Origin of the sequence: Coprococcus sp. ART55/1 (genome assembly GCF_000210595.1) — a bacterium.
In the GTDB taxonomy this organism is placed as follows: Bacteria; Bacillota; Clostridia; order Lachnospirales; family Lachnospiraceae; genus Coprococcus; species Coprococcus aceti.
The window spans coordinates 2,498,613-2,516,373 of record NC_021018.1 but is presented as its reverse complement, the minus strand read 5'-3'; the positions used below and the strand labels follow the sequence as shown (position 1 = coordinate 2,516,373).

The window sequence follows — 17,761 nt, the reverse complement described above, 5'->3', positions numbered from 1 at the left end:
CAATTGCTCTAGTCATTTTAACCTGTTCAAAAGAATTAACTAATTCTTTATAATCTTCCTTGTGAAAATCCTGAGAGCAAACCAGTATGTTTTCAAATCTTTCTTTATCTAAATACTTAAGAAGCATCCGGATATAACGATCTACACCGCCAGCAGCCTGTGCTACATGAAGTATCCTAATTTTGTTATTTTCCATCCAGCAAATACTCCTACTCCTATTTTCCTCAATGTGTGTACCATACTAAACCAAAGCTGTATCGCTCTTTTCGCAAGCCTTTGTGTTGGTAGGAAGTAGTCATCCATAAGTTATTTCTGTGACCTTATTTCCTCGGTTCAAAAAGCACTTTTTTACTGCTATTCTCATATCTACTTCGACCCTTCCCTACCAAGCACTACCTTAATAGTCTTCAGTACTATCCTAACATCAAGTCCAAAGCTCCAATTCTCTATATACTCCGTATCCAGTCTCACGACCTCCTCGAAGTCCGTGATGTCGCTTCGGCCGCTCACCTGCCACATTCCGGTGATACCCGGTTTCGTAGCAAGACGGCTCTTGTGGTGCATCTCGTACTGCTCCACCTCAGAGATGAGAGGCGGCCTGGTTCCAACCAGTGACAGATCCCCTTTTAGCACATTGAAGAACTGTGGGAACTCATCTATGGAGAAGTCTCTGATATACTGACCTATTCCCTTCTTCTTGGTGCCGTCCGGCAGGATCTTGTTGCCTATGACTCTCGCGTCAAAGTCCGTCTTGAACATCTTCGAATCGCTCATGGTGTTCTGCGCCATGAGTTCCTTCTTGCGCTCCTCAGCGTCCATGTACATGCTTCGGAACTTGTACATCTTGAATATCTTGCCGTTCAGTCCCACTCTCTCCTGCTTGAAGAAGATCGGTCCCGGGGACTTGATGTATATGATAGGTCCTATAAATATGGTGAGGATGAGCGTGAATATGCTGCCCACCAGACCTCCTATTATATCTGCCGTTCTCTTGAGCAACATCTGCTTTGGTGTTGCGTAGTTCATCATGGTCGTGACCACGGTCTCACCATTTATCTTCTGGATGAGCTGCTTGTCGCCGTGGGTCCTCACGATGGATGATATGCACATGTGAACTGTGATGCCGCCCTCGATAAATGCGTCTATCAGGGTGTTCGCATATCCGTATGCTCCACGCACATCCACGTATATCTCGTCCACCCATGCGGTTCTCACATAATCAACTGCACTGTTGTAATCCGCCACCACCGGCACTCCCTGGATCTCCTGACCGATGAGATTGGCATCTATCACCATGACTCCTACTATATCAAACCCGGAGTAGTTCTTCTCCTTGAGGCCTGCCACCACTTCATCTGCTACATGTCTGGTGGTCATGACCAGGAGCTTCTTGCCCTTGCCATGCTCTGCATATTTCGCGAGATGCTTCTTCCACAGGCTCCTCACTGCAAATGTAGCATATACGTATATGGCCCACATGAGCAGTATAGTAGTTCTGGAATATATAGATGTATCCTTGAGGACAAACACATACAGAAGGAGCAGTGCAACTATCACGAAACCGTTCTTGAAGCTGGATATGAATTCCTTGAAGTATCCTCTTCTGATGACGCCCTCATATGTATTCAGAAATATCATGGCTACTATATCCGCCAGCTCCGTGATAATAGCCAACGCGAGATAGTCTCTGTTCGCATACGGATTTACCATGCCGTGTCTGATCTGGAATGCCACAAGAAATGACAATTGAAGTACTATAAGATCCAGCAGCATGAAGTCAAAGTGCTTCAGCCAGCCTTTTGCGCCTTTCTGATACATAATTTTCTCTCCTCATCCTCTGTCGTCAGGGTCATATTTGTGCCCGCATGACCCGGTCTGTTGATTCATACATGAAATGACTCAGCCCGTGTGATTGTCGGCTGAACCTTTTCATCTGTAAACCATGATACGCATTAAATGGTCTGTTATTTATCACCCACACTGGCGGCGCGGAACGTCCTGTGGCATGGACATTCGTTTTGCGCCACCGGCTAGGGCTTGGAACTATTTAACATAGCAGGTTGATTATTTAACCTTGTAAATAATTGACTTGCTGTATGCCTTGTAGTTCTTTGTTGCAGCAACCTTAACAGTGATTCTTACCTTTGTGCCCTTCTTGACACCCTTACCAACAGTAATCTTGCCATTCTTAACCTTGACCTTCTTATTGGCTGACTTGTAAGTAACCTTTGCCTTTGCCTTAACACCAGATACAGTGATCTTCTTCTTAGAAGCATTTACCTTAACCTTAACAGACTTCTGAGCAGCCTTGTTAATTGTGTAGTAAATTGTCTTTGTACCCTTGTAGTTGTTGATACCCTTTACGGTAATCTTATACTTGCCAGCGTTCTTAGCCCTAGTTACACCAGTAATCTTGTAATCAGTACCTCTCTTAAGAACTGTGTTACCATACTTAACTGTAACCTTGGTTGTCTGATTCTTAGCATTGTATGTCTTTGCAGCAGCAGTAGCCTTGTAGCTCTGCTGTGCGTTAACTGTGTACTTAACTGTTGTATCGCCTGAATAGTTACCTATTCCCTTGATCTTAACTGTGTATGTACCAGCCTTTGTTGCCTTAAGGCTTCCTGAAACGACTTTGAAATCCTTGTTCAGGGTAAGTGTCTTACCGTTAACAACAATTGTTGTTGTCTGGCTCTTTGCATTGTATGTAAGCGACTTTGCTGTAGCAGACTTAACGTTTACCTTAGTTGGTGATGATGTAGCTGCAAATGCAACTGTTGGCACCATCATTGCGATACATACAACTATAGCCAAAAGCTTCTTTAAATTCTTCACAATAAATTCCTCCTTCCCAAAAAGTTCTATTGTATTGAATATATGATAAAACGCCCTGCACGCCACTATACATGGCGTTATATCCAAAGTGAATTATTTTGACGGGGTGCTGTCGCTGGCGGCTGCAGCCTCTTTGCCGTAAGTGCCATAACCATAGCCGTACTGGCTATAGTATTTGCCATACTTGCCGTAGTATTTCTTGTATGCTCTCCCCGTTGTCTGGGCTCTGTTGAGTATGACTCCAAGCAGCGTACAACCTACCTGGTCAAGCTGCTGGAATGACTGTTTGATGAGACTTTTTGATGTCTCACCTGCTCTGACTACCAGAGCTGCGCCATCGCACAGTGATGCGATCTGAGCGGCATCCGCCACACTGCCAAGCGGTGGCGAGTCTATAATGACATACCTATATGTCTCTGCCAGCTTGTCAAGAAGCTCTGCAAATCTAGCATCCTCCAGAAGAGCCGATGGATTCTCCAGAATGTTCATACAAGGTACGATGTATGCATTTTCTACCTGTGTTTCATAGATGACATCCTCCATCTCGGACTGTCCCGAAAGGAAATATCCAAGATCCGGAAGCTTGTCAGCATCCTTTATGTGATGTCTGTCCTTTATGACTGACTTACGAAGATCCACATCCACCAGCACTGCAGGGAATCCTGCCTCAGCGAGCATCTTCCACAGGTTGATCGCTACGCTGCTCTTGCCCTCATTTGGCATGCTGCTGGTTATGAGTATCTTTCTTGTGTTCTTGCCACAGAACTTTATGTTGATCCTGAGACGGTTCATCGCCTCCTCCACTGCATATGGGAGTTCCTGAAACTCTATGTTAAGCTTCTTCATGCTCTGACCCTCTCTTTCCTGTTGTGTTTCTTTCCAAATTCATCCTCTGTGTCGTCTGTCCTGAACTGATCACTCTCAGGTATTGTCGTGAGCGGTACTATTCCGAAATACTTCTCCATGTCGTCTGCTGAGTGGATCGTGTCATCCATCAGGTATCCCACAATGACGATCAGGCAGTAGATGAGTGCTCCAAGCAATGCACCTATGGCGGTGTACTTAAGGTAGCTTGGTCCGACCTTCTGGTCTGCTACCCTTGCAACCTGGGCTATGTTAGGTGCGCTTGTGCTCATGGTATCCGGGAGATACTCTATCGACACGTTTGCCAGTGTATTTGCAATGTCACATGCCTGCTGCTTGTCAGTGCTTGTGACCGTGATCTTCAGGACTCGTGTGTCTGAAGGATTCTCAAGGGTTATCATCTTGGCAAGCCCCTCTGAGTCCATATCAAGGCCGAGCTTTTCGATGACCTGGTCGAGAACCGGATAGCTGAGTATCAAGTCTTCGTAATCCTTGGTAAGGGATGAACCGATGTTAAGGTCCTGGAGATTTACTATGGAATCATCTGATGCTGATACCACGTACAGCTTGGCTGTCGACTGGTATGTCGGCTTGATCAGGAAGTATGCAAATGCGTTGAACAGCACCGCACCGATCAGGAAGCACAGTATGATGTATGGGAGCTTCTCAAGAAGCGCCATTCCCATGTCCAGGAGATCGATCTCGTTTTCATCATCCTCTGTATTCTTGTATGTGTTCACTGCGGCTATCTGTGTGGTCTCATCCTGCACAGCAGCCATTTTCTTGTTGGAATTCATATATTCCCTCCATCCGTTTTTTGTATCTATATCCCCTGCATCAAATGTGTGATGCTAGTTATATTCCTTGTAGAACAGCTCTACGATTGCCTGCTGAAGGCTATCCGCATCCGGCTCCACCTCGACAAATCCGAGATCATCTACGGTCTCTGTTCCAGCTATCGACACCGTTCCGGCGTCCTTTTCCTTGAGAACAAGGAGTGCCAGCTTGGAGAACTTCTGTGAGCTGATGTCAGTCACCATGTAATCTCCCAGTGCGTCATATATTGTCAGTGGATATGTGTTATCCTCGCTGCACTTTGCCGCCAGGTTATCCTTGAGTCCTGCCTTGTACACCTCCTGACGCTTCATTCGCTGGGTGTTGGATTCATCTCCCACATCGAATCTGTCATGGATAAAATGTACTGCCTGCTCATCGGTCAGTGTGATGGTCTCTCCCTGCTTCATGGTCTTATCCACCTTGGAGAAATCATCCTCTATGGTAACCGTGACTCCGCCAGCCAGATTGTTGATGGTTCCTATGGCCCCCATATTCACCGCTGCGTATCCGTCTATCTTCTGGCCGCCAAGGAAGTTTGACACCGCCTTGACCACGTTCTCGCAGCTTATCTCCATTCCGTCACCATTCTCATGTGCCAGAGCAAGCTGCGCCGGGCTCGTTGCAACGTAGGTTCCGTCGGGATCCAGTGTATCCTGCTCCACTATGGTATTTCTGTCTATGCTCAGCGTCTTGTATGTTCCATCTGTCAGGTCTCTGACCATCAGCATGACCACATCGCATCGGCCTGCCCCCTCATAATCGGTGACTTTCTGAACCTTGCCCATGTTGTCGATTCCCATAAAAAGATATGTTTCTATATTCTTCTTTGGAACGTATTTGACTCCGTCCACCTCGATCATGCCTTCGACCGCCTGTGTGCCCGATGCATTGTGTGATGCATTTCCTTTTGTCGGTCTGAGTGCTATCGCCAGTGCAATGCATACGACCAGTATGGCTGTGATCACAAGTCCAAGCTTCTTGTATATTCTCTTTTTTTCTGATAGTGTTCTGTTCCTGTATGACATATGTATCACCTCTTCGGAATGTAATGTGCTATCTCAGAACGTTCAGCATAAGCAGGTCTGTTCCCGCTGTAGGCCACTTCTTCTCGCACACAATAAGACCACACAGTATTATGAACAGCACAATACTGATGATTATCGCTGTCTTCTTAGACATGTTGTTGTCCTCCATCTATCTGTTTATCTTTTACATGTTTCGTTGTTATTGCTGATTATGGGTGTATCTGATGTTCTTTAAGGAGCTTTGTTCCGTAGCTGTCCATGTTCTCCAGAAATTCATGTCCCAGCTTCTTCTCCAGCACCTCGCGGCCCAGCCACAAGTTCGGCACCCTGTGATGCATACCATGGCAGTCGCTTCCTATGATGTGTGCCTGTCCTTTCTTGAACATCTTGAGCATTTTGCCCTTCTGTCTGAAATCCAGAAGTGTCTCCGCATTCACCTGCACCGTAACTGGCAGTTCAAGGATCTGTCTCACATATGGCTTGTTGCCTGGTATCTGTAAGAATCGCTCTATATGAGCTAGTATGATATGGAAATGTCTCTTCTCAATTAAGTCTCGTACTTCCTGCACTACCGAATCACTCCATGTCACAAACGGCATCTCCAGCAAAATGATATCAGTTCCTTCTACTTTTAGTGCATCCGTTTTCTCCGCTCTGCTTATTCCTGCAAAGAACGCGACCTCTGCCCCCATTATAATTTGCGGTATGTCCATATTCTCAGCCATGACTTTATCATATGCTTTCTGTCTTGAATCAATGAACCTCTCCACAGTATTTGAATCAGCATAAAAGTGCGGCGTCGCTATCATAGTATCCACGCCGTGCTCTTTGCACATCCGAAGCATGCCTATAGATGTCTCGACATTCCTGCTGCCGTCGTCTATACCCGGCAGTATATGTGAATGAAAATCTATAACACCCATGTTTTCCTCCTGTTTTCTTTATAAAAAACTATAAATATTTATATAGGAAAATTCTTTATCCATGCTCACACCCTAATTTAACAGTTTCTTCACAATTTTTCAATTCCATTTGCGATTTAAAATCGACAAAAATCCTCGTTGATTTTTTGCTTAACTATACAATTTGTATAAACCACTTTATTTTCTTAATCCAATTTCTTCCATAATAAAAAAGCGGAATATGATATTTCATATCCCGCCGTGTCAATCTCTTCTTTATTCTATTATACATACATCTCCGAGCCGTTGCCCAGGCAGTATATTCCAAGCTGTCCGCCCTTGCCGCACCCGCAGTCGATGGCAACGTTGTTGTTCTTCTTAACGATCTTGCCCTCACCGCCGAGCTCTGTGGTTGGCACATGTCCAACGACGAGTGTTCTGTTCTTGTAATATGTCTTGTCCAGGTCTGCTGGCTCTGTGATGAAGTCCTCTGTGTCGTACTCATCCAGTTCCTTCTTCGGATCGAAGTTTCTTATTCCGGCGTGAACCAGCACAAATTTCTTTCTCGCCATCATCACTTCGAGGAACGCTTCCTCAGAAATCTCATCTATATACTCTATGACATCCTCACGCTCTTCATCGTCAAGCTGCAGGAACTCCTCCACCGCACCTGAGAGCTCTTCTCCAAGCATGGATGTTATCTTGTCTACCAGCATCTGTGGTGGCACCTCACCTGTGGACTGGATATGGTCATTCAGTGCCTTGAGTGCCTGTGTGATCTTGTACTCGTTCTCACCGACAACTGCGATGACATTATCTCTGCTCATCATATCCTGAAGTATCTTCATGGATCCGCCGCCTGCTCCGATTATATTGCCAAGGACATACAGGACATCCTCGCCCTCAAGAGTGCTGATGACTGCCTCCTCGTTCATGATGTCCTCTTCCTTTATATCGTCAAGGTTCTGAAACTTAAGTTTCTTGAGTGCTCTCTTGTATGCCTCATAATCCCCGTTAATTCCTGAAATAGCATAAAACATGTCTATCATCCTCCTAAGTCTTTTCCTTCTGCCGACTGTGAGCCTGTCCGTTCACGTCCTGACTATTATAACATATTTTCCATATCCTGTAGATATGTATGCGTATTTTTTGAGGGAGGTTTTTCGACGTTTTACGAGCGCCTGCCAAGCTCCCAGAATGCCACGGCACTGGCTGCAGCCACATTCAGGCTGTCCACTCCGTGATACATTGGTATCTTCACTGTGTAGTCGCTGGAATCTATGGTCTCTGTCTTGAGGCCTTCTCCCTCGGTTCCCAGTATTACTGCAAGTCTGTCGATTTGCTTCAGCTCCGGGTCGTGTATGTCTATCGTGTCATTTCTTAGCGCCATGGATGCCGTCCTGAAGCCCATACTGTGAAGTTGTCCCATCCCAAACTCCGGCCATATGCCATGATCTGCTTTATTGTGTGCAAGACCCAGGGTGTCAAATGTAATATATGTCCACGGTATCTGGAACACCGTTCCCATGCTGACCCTTGCCGCCCTCCTGTAGAGCGGGTCACTGCAGCCCGGCGTGAGCAGTACAGCATCCATCCCGAGTGCCGCCGCACTTCTAAATATCGCTCCCACATTTGTCGGGTTCATCACTTCCTCAAGCACCGCTATTCTGGCGGCATGTTCACACACGCTCTCAACAGACGGCAGCTCTGCCCTCCTCATGGCGCACAGCATCCCCCTTGTCAGGGCAAATCCCGTGAGCTTCGTGAGGACATCAAATGGTGCTGTGTATATCGGTATATCTCCGCACCGCTTTATTATATCCGCGCACTGTCCTTCCACGTGCCTGTCTTCCAATAGAATGGACACTGGCTCGTAACCCGCATCCAGTGCCCTCTCTATGACCTTTGGACTCTCAGCTATGAACAGCCCGGAAGCCGGTTCATATATGTGCGCCAGTTGATTCTCTGACATGCGCGCATATATATCAAGCTCGGGTGCCGAAAGGTCGGTTATATTTATTATTCTCATATCTGTACCTTATCCAGTGCATTTTCAAGATCTGCTATTATGTCTTTTACATTCTCAATGCCCACCGACAGTCTCACAAGATCAGGACTTACTCCTGCCGCCAGAAGCTCCTCGTCATTCATCTGTCTGTGTGTAGCTGATGCAGGATGAAGAACGCATGTATGTGCATCCGCCACATGTGTTGCTATCATCGCAACCTTGAGTTCCTTCATGAAGGCCTCCGCAGCAGCTCTTCCTCCCTTGACGCCAAATGACACAACTCCACATGTGCCGTCCGGCATATACTTCTTAGCACGCTCGTAATACTTGCTGCTCTCAAGTCCAGGATAATTTACCCAGGCTATCTTATCGTGTGCCTCGAGGAACTTCGCAACCGCCAGTGCGTTCTCACAGTGACGTGGCATACGCACGTGAAGCGACTCCAGTCCAAGATTGAGCATGTACGAATTCATAGGTGCAGGTATCGGGCCGAGATCTCTCATAAGCTGTGCCACGATCTTGTTGATATATGCGCCGCCTTGGCCGAACTTCTCTGCGTATACCACTCCGTGATATGACTCATCAGGTGTGGTGAGTCCTGGGAACTTGTCTGCGTGTGCCATCCAGTCGAATTTGCCTGAATCCACGATCGCCCCACCCACGGTTGCATCATGTCCGTCCATGTACTTCGTGGTGGAGTGTGTGACTATGTCTGCGCCCCACTCTATAGGTCTGCAGTTGATCGGTGTGGCAAATGTGTTGTCCACGATGAGTGGTACTCCGTGTGCATGTGCCGCATTTGCAAATCTCTCTATATCGAATACTATGAGTGCCGGATTGGCTATGGTCTCGCCAAACACGGCCTTGGTGTTCGGTCTGAACGCTGCCTCAAGTTCCTCGTCCGAGCAGTCAGGATCCACAAATGTGAATTCCACACCCATTCTCTTCATGGTCACAGCAAAAAGGTTGAAGCTTCCTCCGTATATGGTGGATGATGCCACAACGTGATCTCCCACTCCGGCAATGTTGAATACCGAGAAGAATGTTGCTGCCTGTCCTGACGATGTGAGCACTGCTGCCGATCCCCCCTCCAGGGCACATATCTTGGCTGCCACATAGTCATTTGTCGGATTTGCAAGTCTGGTGTAGAAATAGCCGCTCTCCTCAAGGTCAAACAGCTTACCCATATCCTCGCTCGTGTCGTACTTGAACGTTGTGCTCTGTACGATCGGTATCATTCTTGACTCCCCATTCTTAGGCTGGTATCCAGCCTGTATACACATAGTCTCTCTTTCCATTATTCCTTTATACTCCTTTGAATTAATAACGCTCTACTACCTTGCGCTCTATATTCTCATTGTTCAGAACGAACATGTATCTTCCATTCACCAGACGTATGTCCTGCTCTGCCGCGGATATATCTATGTTCAGTGAATTCCTGACAACCACATTCAGATCTGCATTATTGCTGGACAGCATGCCTGTGCCGTCTCTGCTTCCAAGTGCGAAGCACGCTTCGCCCTGAACCGCCAGCCTTGAGTTGGCGTCCGTCATGCGTATGTCTGCTATTCCATGGTCAGATCCCATGGCTATGCACGAATTGCCCTTAAGGTTCATGTCCACATGTGCTCTGCTTATATCTACGCTGCATCCATCTCCGTCCAGGGTTCCGACCGCCACGTATCTGTTGCCCGATCCTCTGAGCGATATGGATGTGTTCTTTATCGCGATATCTGCGTGCTGGCTCACCGAGCCGATGGCGACTCCATTTGCAGCCTCATAGGTTATGTCTATGTCCGCCTGCAGGAGATTCAGATTCACCGGGGTGCTTATGCTTCCAATAGCAACTCCGTTCTCGCCGTTGATATACAGGTCGTATCGTCCCTTCTCTATACGTATATCTCCTCCGAGTCCGGCGCCTATTGCCACTCCGTTCACACCGTTTGTTTCTATATTAATGGCGCCCTCCTGCTTGAACTTCATGACTCCATGCTTTGAATTAATGTCATTGCCTATTCCGTAATAGCTGTTACCGTTGACGCGGATCATTATATCCCCATCTCCGATAAATGTCACTCTGGACGACTCCGGTATCTTTATTCCGCCATTCCTGCAGAAATTCTTACCCTCAAGCATGATGTGCAGATCCGTATTCTCACCGCAGTCTATACAAGGCTTGTCACGGTCGCCCGAGAAGCTTACATTCTGCAGCACTATGGTTCCGGTGAAACCATCCTTTATCTTGAGTGTCATATCTGACTTGAAGCCCTGTGCGCCGACTATGCGGACATTGTTGTCGCCACCGGCTCTCTGTGCCACAACTATCTTCCTGATTCCCCGGGATGTGAGCTTCAGAAGTGATGCACTTCTCTCATGCTCCATGACAAATATGCTGCTGTTCTCAGCCACCTCTTCCTGTTGGTTGTACTGAACTATCTCATTCACAACCTGTGGGGATATGAGCTGTACCACCTCCGCGTTCGGATGGGCGGTATAGTATCCCTGAATGAGATCCGCACCGAGCTGGATGACGGTCTTCATCTCCTTCGTGGTCTCAACGCCCTCTGCCAGCGCCTTGATGTCGTTGGTCGAGGTGAATTCTATTATATCCTTGACGAAATGCTGTCTGTGTGGGTCTGCATCGATCCCTGTCAGAAGCATTCTGTCTATCTTCACATACTCAGGCATATACCTGAGAAGATTGTTTACATTTGAATAGCCTGAGCCGTAGTCGTCTATGGCGATCTCCATGCCATTTCCTCTGAGGAATGCCTTGAGATCATTCAGTTCCGCATCCGACAGCTCTGCTCCCTCGGTAAATTCTATGACGATGCCTGCACACTGGAGCGTCTTCACCTTTGAAATGAATTCATTTCTGTCCTGTGCGTTGAGCATATGCCCCGGCATGCTGTTGATAAATACCTTCTTGCCCCTGAACATCTCAGGATTCGATGCCACGATCTCCACGATGTTGAACAGTGTGAGTTTTTCCACATCGTACAGTCTGTTCAGTCTCTCTGCACTCTCCAGAAGCTCAGGGGGTGACATTCTCATAGGAACCAGTATCCTCATAAGTGCCTCGTATGCAAATATGCTTCCGTCACGGGCACTTACTATAGGCTGGAAATGATATGTAAGCATGTTGTTGTCCAGTATCATAGCTACTATCTCATCTCTCTCCAGATCCCTGTTCGTTATCGTCGCTTTGTTGCGTCCCTTGGCATTGTTCTGTTCTTTTATGCGGTTCTTCTGGTTGACCGCATCGTTGATGAGGGTCTCCAGCTCGGCAGATGACTTGACCAGAGCCTTCTTACATCCGTAATATATACCGAGCTCGTAATCGTCCTTTCCGCCACTGTTTGCCGCCTCAAGCTTCTTCTTGAGTTCCTCGGCTATATATTCTCCCCTTGAGATATCGCCACTCTTTGCCACTGTGGCTATGACGAACTCGTCATTTCCCATCCTCATGGATATCTCGTATGGGGTAAGTATCTCATTTATCGACTGGGCAACATAGCTCAGGACTCTGTCACCCTCTGTTCTTCCGTAATTGCTGTTTATCTGGCGTGTATTCTTCAGATCCACCGCCAACACAAGTATCTCGGACTTCTCTTCAGCGGCCTGGACTATCATGTCATTTGCCCTGCCCATGAAGCCTCTGAAGTTGTACATTCCGGTGAGACCATCTCTTATCTGATCCGCCTCAAGCTTGTTTAGAAGTACATTGAGTCCCTGATGTCTTGCAAATGACTCCATGTCCCTGGCAACCGTCTTGATCCAGGATCTGTATACATCTTCGTACACCCTCGGCTCTGCACCGTAGTTCACCACTGCATAGCCAAAGCTTCTGTCCTGGAAGAACAATGGTGTAAATATGAACGCTGTAGGATAATCCCTGTCCTCGTACAGCTCCGGCAACAGCTTCGCAGACTCGAATACGTCGTCGTAGCGTATGTGTCTCTCTTCTTTTTCATCCGGGCCACACTTTATCAGTCTGTATACATGATCTGTGTAACCGTGGCGAAGTGCCTCATCGCCGGTCATGACCTCCGGATTTCTCCAGTAGTCGTTCAGGCACAGATGGAAGCTCTCAAATGGTCTTATCTGGTACACGTATTCCGACACGGTGTCGAAGAATGACTCCACGCTCGTCTGCGCCACAAGGTCATCCGCCATGTTGTTGAAGCAAGAGTAGAAGCCGGTCTCTGAGAGGTCTGTCTCCCATTTGTCTCTTCTGATCCTGACTGTCTCTCGTTCCCAGCCCTCACAGCCACAGGTTCCACCTATGTACAGCTCCACGTTGGACTTGAATTCCGGTACGTCATGTCCGTTAAGCTTTGCATCTATATATTTCATACAGTAGTGCCCGCAGTCATCCGCCGGTATGTCCGCAGATGTGATCGGAACAGGACTGTTTCTTCCGTCTTCTATGGAGTCATAGCCCACCACGGCTATGTCCTCGGGAACTCTTATTCCATATCTGTCAAATGCGGTGCACACTCCGATGGCCATACAGTCATTTGCACATACGATGGCATCCGGCAGATGCTCCTTATCCTTCACAAGCTCGTCCACCATGTAGTCGCCGCTGTCGTACCAGTATGTTCCATAATATATCATGTCGTCCGTAACCGGCAGGTTGTGCGCCTTCATGCTGTCTATGTAACCGGCGAGTCGCTGCTTGGAGTGTATGTGCTCTTTGAGTCCGCCCAGGAAATATATATTCTTGTGTCCGTGAACCTCTATAAGGTGATCCACGAGTTTTACTATAGGGGTATAATGATCCATCATGACCGTTGGGAATATGTTATTCTCTTTGTCGACTACCACTACCACACCATTTGCAAATTCTGACTGCAGGCGCTTCTCCAGCTTTTCTACGACTCCCGGAGTCTGTATGGTGTCCTGACACAATACCACAGCATCAAAAAGGTTAAAATTAATAAGGTTGTAGATGTTTGAATCTCCAACCTCCCTGTCTGTTGAATCCTGGTACTTCAAAAACATGGAAAATATGCAGACATCGTAATTCATATCATATGCCTGCTTCAGAAATCCCTGCATGAAGCGATTCTGTGTACTCTCTTCAACCTGTGCTGTTATAACGCATATTCTCTTCCTGTTGCTCATCTGATCATCCCCAACTGCATTTTCAAAACATTCTTTATGCAATTATATCATGTTTGCAGGCTAAAAAAACCTTATTTATGCAATTTGACAAATGCCATAGTTTCTGTCTACATTTTTAGTCTATTTTTCACCTCAAGCGCCGTGCGAGTGGTTGCAAGGCCTCCACGCGCAGTCTCCTTCAGTGTATTTCCAGAAGTCCTGCCACTATGGCCTTTCTGGTACCATGCCCTTTGCTGGTCGTCAGAAATAACCCATACAGGCATATCTTAACTGCCTTATTTCAATCATAGACCACGAGTGCGGTTATTTGGATTTTATTATCTTAGTTTTTTGACTCGGATATACTGTCTTTTTTCTTTTTCTGCCCGAAAAAGCAGGAAAATTTTTTCGCAAACCCGCTTACTCTGCCTTGAGCACATAGAGTCTGGAATCATAGTCTCCGCAAGGCATATCCTCTCCGACTATCTCTCCCGCCGATGTGTCGCTGGTGATGAGTCCGAGGTTCATCAGCTCATCGCCATAGCATGATGGGCCTGCGATGACATTGACTGCAGAATCCTCTCCTTTGTCTCCTGACACTTTCTCATATATCAGCTTTCCATCCGGTGTCTTGCTCACTGTGAGCGCCTGTCCCCCGAGCACATTGCAGCTATATATCGCATCAGGATCAAGGCCGTGGAGCTTCATTCTGGTGAAGCATTTGTTCGGTGTGTAGAGTGTTCTGAACCACGCAACGATGGCGGTCTTCTTATCGTCTGATACGACCATCCAGCCGCACTCCTCATCGTCAAATGGACTTGCAAGCCTGTAGAATGTTCCGTACTGGATCACCTCACGGTATGCCTTCATGAACTTGACCTGCTCCTTGACCTCCTCTATCTCCTCGGCTGTGAGCTTGTTCAGATCCAGCTCATATCCAAATGTTCCAAAATATGCAGCATTTGCACGGGTCTTAAGCGGAGTCTCACGTCTTGTCTGATGATTTGGCACAACCGAAACGTGGCTTCCCATACTGCTGATCGGGTAACACATGGATGTTCCATACTGGATCTTGACTCTCTCTATGGCATCCGTGTCATCACTTGTCCAGCCCTGTGGCGCATAGTAGAGAATGCCCGGATCAAAACGTCCGCCGCCGCTGGCACATGACTCAAAGAGTACATGTGGAAATGTGCTTGTGAGTCTCTCATACAAATCGTACACACCAAGTATGTATCTGTGAAACACCTCGCCCTGTCTGTCAGCCGGAAGAGCCGCACTATAGCACTCGGTGATACTTCTGTTCATATCCCACTTCACATATGACACCTTTGCCGTGCTGAGTATCTTTGCCATCATCTCATATATTCTGTCAACGACCTCTTTCCTGGAAAAATCCAGAACGTACTGGAATCTTCCGTGTGAGTCATGTCTTCCCGGAACTGAAAGTATCCAGTCTGGGTGCTCTCTGTAGAGGTCTGAATCTTTATTTGTCATCTCCGGCTCGAACCACAGTCCGAACTTCAATCCTACCTTCTCTATATCCTCTGCAATTCCTGTGATTCCCTCCGGGAGTCTGTCTGGATTTGCAACCCAATCTCCAAGGCCTGCATGGTCTGTGGTTCTGGCTCCAAACCAGCCGTCGTCAAGAACGAACAGCTCAACTCCGCACTCCTTTGCCTTCTGTGCGATGGCTATGAGCTTCTCTCTGGTGAAATCAAAATATGTAGCCTCCCAGTTGTTGATGAGGATCGGCCTTGGCTTGTCTCTCCACTCGCCTCTTGCAAGTCTCTTCTGATACAGCTTGTGGAAAGTCTGGCTCATCTTGTTGAGTCCCTGATCTGAGTATACGATGACTGCCTCAGGAGTCTGGAAATGCTCACCTGCATCGAGCTTCCAGTCAAATGTATCCGGATTTATTCCGGCAAGAATGCGGGCTGTATTTCTCGTGTCAACCTCTGCCTGTATCTTAAAATTGCCGCTATATACAAGGCTTATTCCAATCGCCTCTCCCTGGTTCTCGTCCGTTGTCTCTCTCTTCAATACGATGAACGGATTGTGCTCATGGGATGAATGACCACGATTACTGCCTATCGACTGTACGCCCTGCTCGAGATCCCTTGTTATTATGTTGCGCTCCCTTGCCCATGCGCCTGAGAGCTGCATCCACTGATAATCAGGATCAGGGAGATCCAGACACATACTGTAAGCAGTGGTGAGATGTACCGCCTCTGTGCCTTCATTTACATACTCCACACTCTTTGCTATGACTGGTCTGTCGCTCCATATCGTATAGAGCATTCTCGCCTTTATGCCTGTGAGTGAATCCTTCAATGTGACGATCAATGTCTCTGCCTCGTCATCATTCTCTGTGTATGTTGCCGGCAATGCCTCAAGCTTTGGCTTGCCCTCATTTACCTCATGTGATACATATACAAAATCTGATATCCTGCTGCCATTTGACTGAAGTACCTCAACCATCGGTGCTCTGTAGTCTGTGGTTCCGTACACAGGAAGCTCCTGCTTCACTGACTCAAGTGAGAACAGTCTGTCATCGTCATATACATACTGGAACATAGGTCTCTGGACAAGCTCCAACAGATGTGAGAAATCCTCTCTGTCCCTTATCGCCTTACCATAGTACAGATTTCCCAGATGTCCATTGGGGAGCACTGTCATGATGTAGCTTATCTTGCCATTTGTAAGGTGAAATGTCTTTGTTTCTTCGTGAAAAATAATACCCATAAGTGTGACTCCTTTTCTCCATTTATTTGTCTGAGCAGACAACCTCCGTTACGCCTGTGCACTGCGCACCCTCTGCTCTAAAATCTCATGTCTGACTGCTTTTAATACAGTTATTTTAATATCTGGGAATTAGATTTTATATGGAAAAAAGTTGACCAAATATGGTACCGATAATGGTTAAGTTGGGTGATTATTCTGAACTGTGAATACGCTCTGAACATTAAGACATATCTTGCATTTAATGATCCATTCACTTTGTCTATAGATTTGAGCAAAGTATCCCAAAAGTATACAGGCAATGAAAAAAGCCTGAATACTGATACCAGACCAACTGTAATTTTCAATCAGTCTCCACCAATATTCAGGCTTTTTCTGCCAGCTCCGGCCTACACCGCGTACACCACAGTCTCATAAGGTCTGAGCGTACCATCGTAATCCGCATAATTACCCATAAGCACATCCGCAGTCTCAGGAATTGCATAGCCCACATCCTCACCGGTCATGTTGACAACAACATATACCGATCTGTCTGTGCTTTCTGCATTTGCTCCAGTTCCACATGCACACTCAATCTGAACCGGCTTGCGCCTGTACACTATGATTCCTGCATTATCCGTCTCCACATCCTCCAGGTCTCCGTAGATGAGAGTCTGTGTGTACTCCGAGTGATTTCTGAGCTGTATCATCGCCTTATAAAAGTTAAGCACAGAATCCTTATCAGCGCTCTCAAGCTCCACTGTCTGGAGGTCACACTGATTGTTGCATGCCAGCCATGGCTCATGCACTGAGAATCCGAAGTTCTTATCGCTGTTCCACTGCATCGGAAGTCTTGACTGGTCGCGGCTCCTGATATTTACAGATTCCATCGCCTCTGCCTCGCTGTATCCGGCTTCAATGCATCTCGCAAACTGTCCCTTGGAGTTGATATCGTCCAGCTCATCTATGTTATCAAAATGAGTGTTTATCATACCAAGTTCCTGTCCCTGATATACAAACGGCGTACCCTTCAGGAAGAAGAACAGCGCGCCCAGCGCCTTTGCCATCTGTGTTCTGTATTCAGGAATATCACCGGCTGGGAAGTACTTGCCTATACTTCTAGGCTGATCGTGGTTTTCCAGGTAATTTGCTGCCCATCCGATCTTTTTCACAAGTCTCTGATTGGTGAACAGCTTGTCCTTGAATTCCTCTATCGTCCAGTCTCTCTGGTGCAGCCAGAGATCGCCCGGATTGATATCTATATCTGTGTAGCTAAAGTCAAATATCATGGAGAAATGTCCATCTCTCCCAATATATCTGTCCAAATCCTCATTTGGAACTCCAGGAGTCTCTGCGACAGTCACAAAGTCTCCTCTGCCATATGTGTTGAGTTTTAACTCGTGAAGGAACTCATCTATTCCCGGCCTGTTGAGGCAGCATTTGCCAACATCGCATCTGCC

Annotated in this window: 13 protein-coding genes and 1 pseudogene; all 14 read right to left on the bottom strand. The window is 47.1% G+C overall.

The annotated features are described in order from the left end of the window. Nucleotides 1-196: pseudogene (locus tag CCU_RS11310) on the bottom strand (glycosyltransferase family 1 protein); the annotation flags it as partial. Nucleotides 197-366: 170 nt separating this feature from the next. Next, nucleotides 367-1,818 (bottom strand): sugar transferase, encoded by a 1,452-nt coding sequence (locus tag CCU_RS11305; RefSeq protein ID WP_015534760.1) that lies wholly within the window; start codon nt 1,816-1,818, stop codon nt 367-369. A gap of 246 nt (nt 1,819-2,064) precedes the next feature. Beyond that, the gene (locus CCU_RS11300) at nt 2,065-2,835 is read right to left on the bottom strand and encodes a hypothetical protein (protein WP_055223477.1); all 771 of its coding nucleotides are present in this window, start codon (nt 2,833-2,835) and stop codon (nt 2,065-2,067) included. Nucleotides 2,836-2,928: 93 nt separating this feature from the next. Beyond that, nucleotides 2,929-3,681: a CpsD/CapB family tyrosine-protein kinase gene (locus CCU_RS11295; protein ID WP_015534759.1), complete on the bottom strand. Its 753-nt coding sequence runs from the start codon at nt 3,679-3,681 to the stop codon at nt 2,929-2,931. Then, on the bottom strand, nt 3,678-4,496 hold the full coding sequence (locus CCU_RS11290) for a YveK family protein (protein ID WP_015534758.1): 819 nt from the start codon (nt 4,494-4,496) through the stop codon (nt 3,678-3,680). Before CCU_RS11290 ends, CCU_RS11295 begins: the two co-directional genes overlap by 4 nt. A gap of 54 nt (nt 4,497-4,550) precedes the next feature. After that, entirely contained in the window at nt 4,551-5,561 is a 1,011-nt protein-coding gene (locus CCU_RS11285; RefSeq protein WP_015534757.1) for an LCP family protein, read from the bottom strand. Between the two features lie 28 nt (nt 5,562-5,589). Next, nucleotides 5,590-5,715, bottom strand: coding sequence for a hypothetical protein (locus CCU_RS14310; RefSeq protein ID WP_015534756.1), 126 nt, complete (start codon nt 5,713-5,715; stop codon nt 5,590-5,592). A gap of 55 nt (nt 5,716-5,770) precedes the next feature. Continuing rightward, nucleotides 5,771-6,484 (bottom strand): CpsB/CapC family capsule biosynthesis tyrosine phosphatase, encoded by a 714-nt coding sequence (locus CCU_RS11280; protein ID WP_015534755.1) that lies wholly within the window; start codon nt 6,482-6,484, stop codon nt 5,771-5,773. A gap of 263 nt (nt 6,485-6,747) precedes the next feature. Next, a complete protein-coding gene (locus CCU_RS11275) occupies nt 6,748-7,503 on the bottom strand; it encodes a hypothetical protein (RefSeq protein ID WP_015534754.1) in 756 nt (251 codons plus the stop codon). A 131-nt stretch (nt 7,504-7,634) separates the two neighbouring features. Beyond that, nucleotides 7,635-8,492 carry a TrmH family RNA methyltransferase gene (locus CCU_RS11270; protein ID WP_015534753.1) on the bottom strand — a complete coding sequence of 286 codons (858 nt, stop codon included), beginning with the start codon at nt 8,490-8,492 and terminating at the stop codon, nt 7,635-7,637. Continuing rightward, nucleotides 8,489-9,769 carry an O-acetylhomoserine aminocarboxypropyltransferase/cysteine synthase family protein gene (locus CCU_RS11265; RefSeq protein WP_015534752.1) on the bottom strand — a complete coding sequence of 427 codons (1,281 nt, stop codon included), beginning with the start codon at nt 9,767-9,769 and terminating at the stop codon, nt 8,489-8,491. The genes CCU_RS11270 and CCU_RS11265 overlap by 4 nt, the downstream gene beginning before the upstream one ends. 22 nt (nt 9,770-9,791) lie before the next feature. Continuing rightward, nucleotides 9,792-13,601, bottom strand: a complete 3,810-nt coding sequence (locus CCU_RS11260; RefSeq protein WP_015534751.1) for an EAL domain-containing protein — start codon at nt 13,599-13,601, stop codon at nt 9,792-9,794. 399 nt (nt 13,602-14,000) lie between these two features. Further along, nucleotides 14,001-16,325 carry an alpha-galactosidase gene (locus CCU_RS11250; protein WP_015534749.1) on the bottom strand — a complete coding sequence of 775 codons (2,325 nt, stop codon included), beginning with the start codon at nt 16,323-16,325 and terminating at the stop codon, nt 14,001-14,003. Between the two features lie 386 nt (nt 16,326-16,711). Then, on the bottom strand, nt 16,712-17,761 hold a 1,050-nt coding region (locus CCU_RS11245; protein ID WP_243440893.1), incomplete at its 5' end, for an alpha-amylase family glycosyl hydrolase.

Excerpts from the sequence above, each read along its gene's own strand:
- CCU_RS11275 (WP_015534754.1), bottom strand. The coding sequence starts at position 7,503 with ATGTTTTATGCTATTTCAGGAATTAACGGGGATTATGAGGCATACAAG.
- CCU_RS11290 (WP_015534758.1), bottom strand. The coding sequence starts at position 4,496 with ATGAATTCCAACAAGAAAATGGCTGCTGTGCAGGATGAGACCACACAG.
- CCU_RS11270 (WP_015534753.1), bottom strand. The coding sequence starts at position 8,492 with ATGAGAATAATAAATATAACCGACCTTTCGGCACCCGAGCTTGATATA.
- CCU_RS11280 (WP_015534755.1), bottom strand. The coding sequence starts at position 6,484 with ATGGGTGTTATAGATTTTCATTCACATATACTGCCGGGTATAGACGAC.
- CCU_RS11265 (WP_015534752.1), bottom strand. The coding sequence starts at position 9,769 with ATGGAAAGAGAGACTATGTGTATACAGGCTGGATACCAGCCTAAGAAT.
- CCU_RS11285 (WP_015534757.1), bottom strand. The coding sequence starts at position 5,561 with ATGTCATACAGGAACAGAACACTATCAGAAAAAAAGAGAATATACAAG.
- CCU_RS11250 (WP_015534749.1), bottom strand. The coding sequence starts at position 16,325 with ATGGGTATTATTTTTCACGAAGAAACAAAGACATTTCACCTTACAAAT.
- CCU_RS11260 (WP_015534751.1), bottom strand. The coding sequence starts at position 13,601 with ATGAGCAACAGGAAGAGAATATGCGTTATAACAGCACAGGTTGAAGAG.
- CCU_RS11295 (WP_015534759.1), bottom strand. The coding sequence starts at position 3,681 with ATGAAGAAGCTTAACATAGAGTTTCAGGAACTCCCATATGCAGTGGAG.
- CCU_RS11305 (WP_015534760.1), bottom strand. The coding sequence starts at position 1,818 with ATGTATCAGAAAGGCGCAAAAGGCTGGCTGAAGCACTTTGACTTCATG.
- CCU_RS14310 (WP_015534756.1), bottom strand. The coding sequence starts at position 5,715 with ATGTCTAAGAAGACAGCGATAATCATCAGTATTGTGCTGTTCATAATA.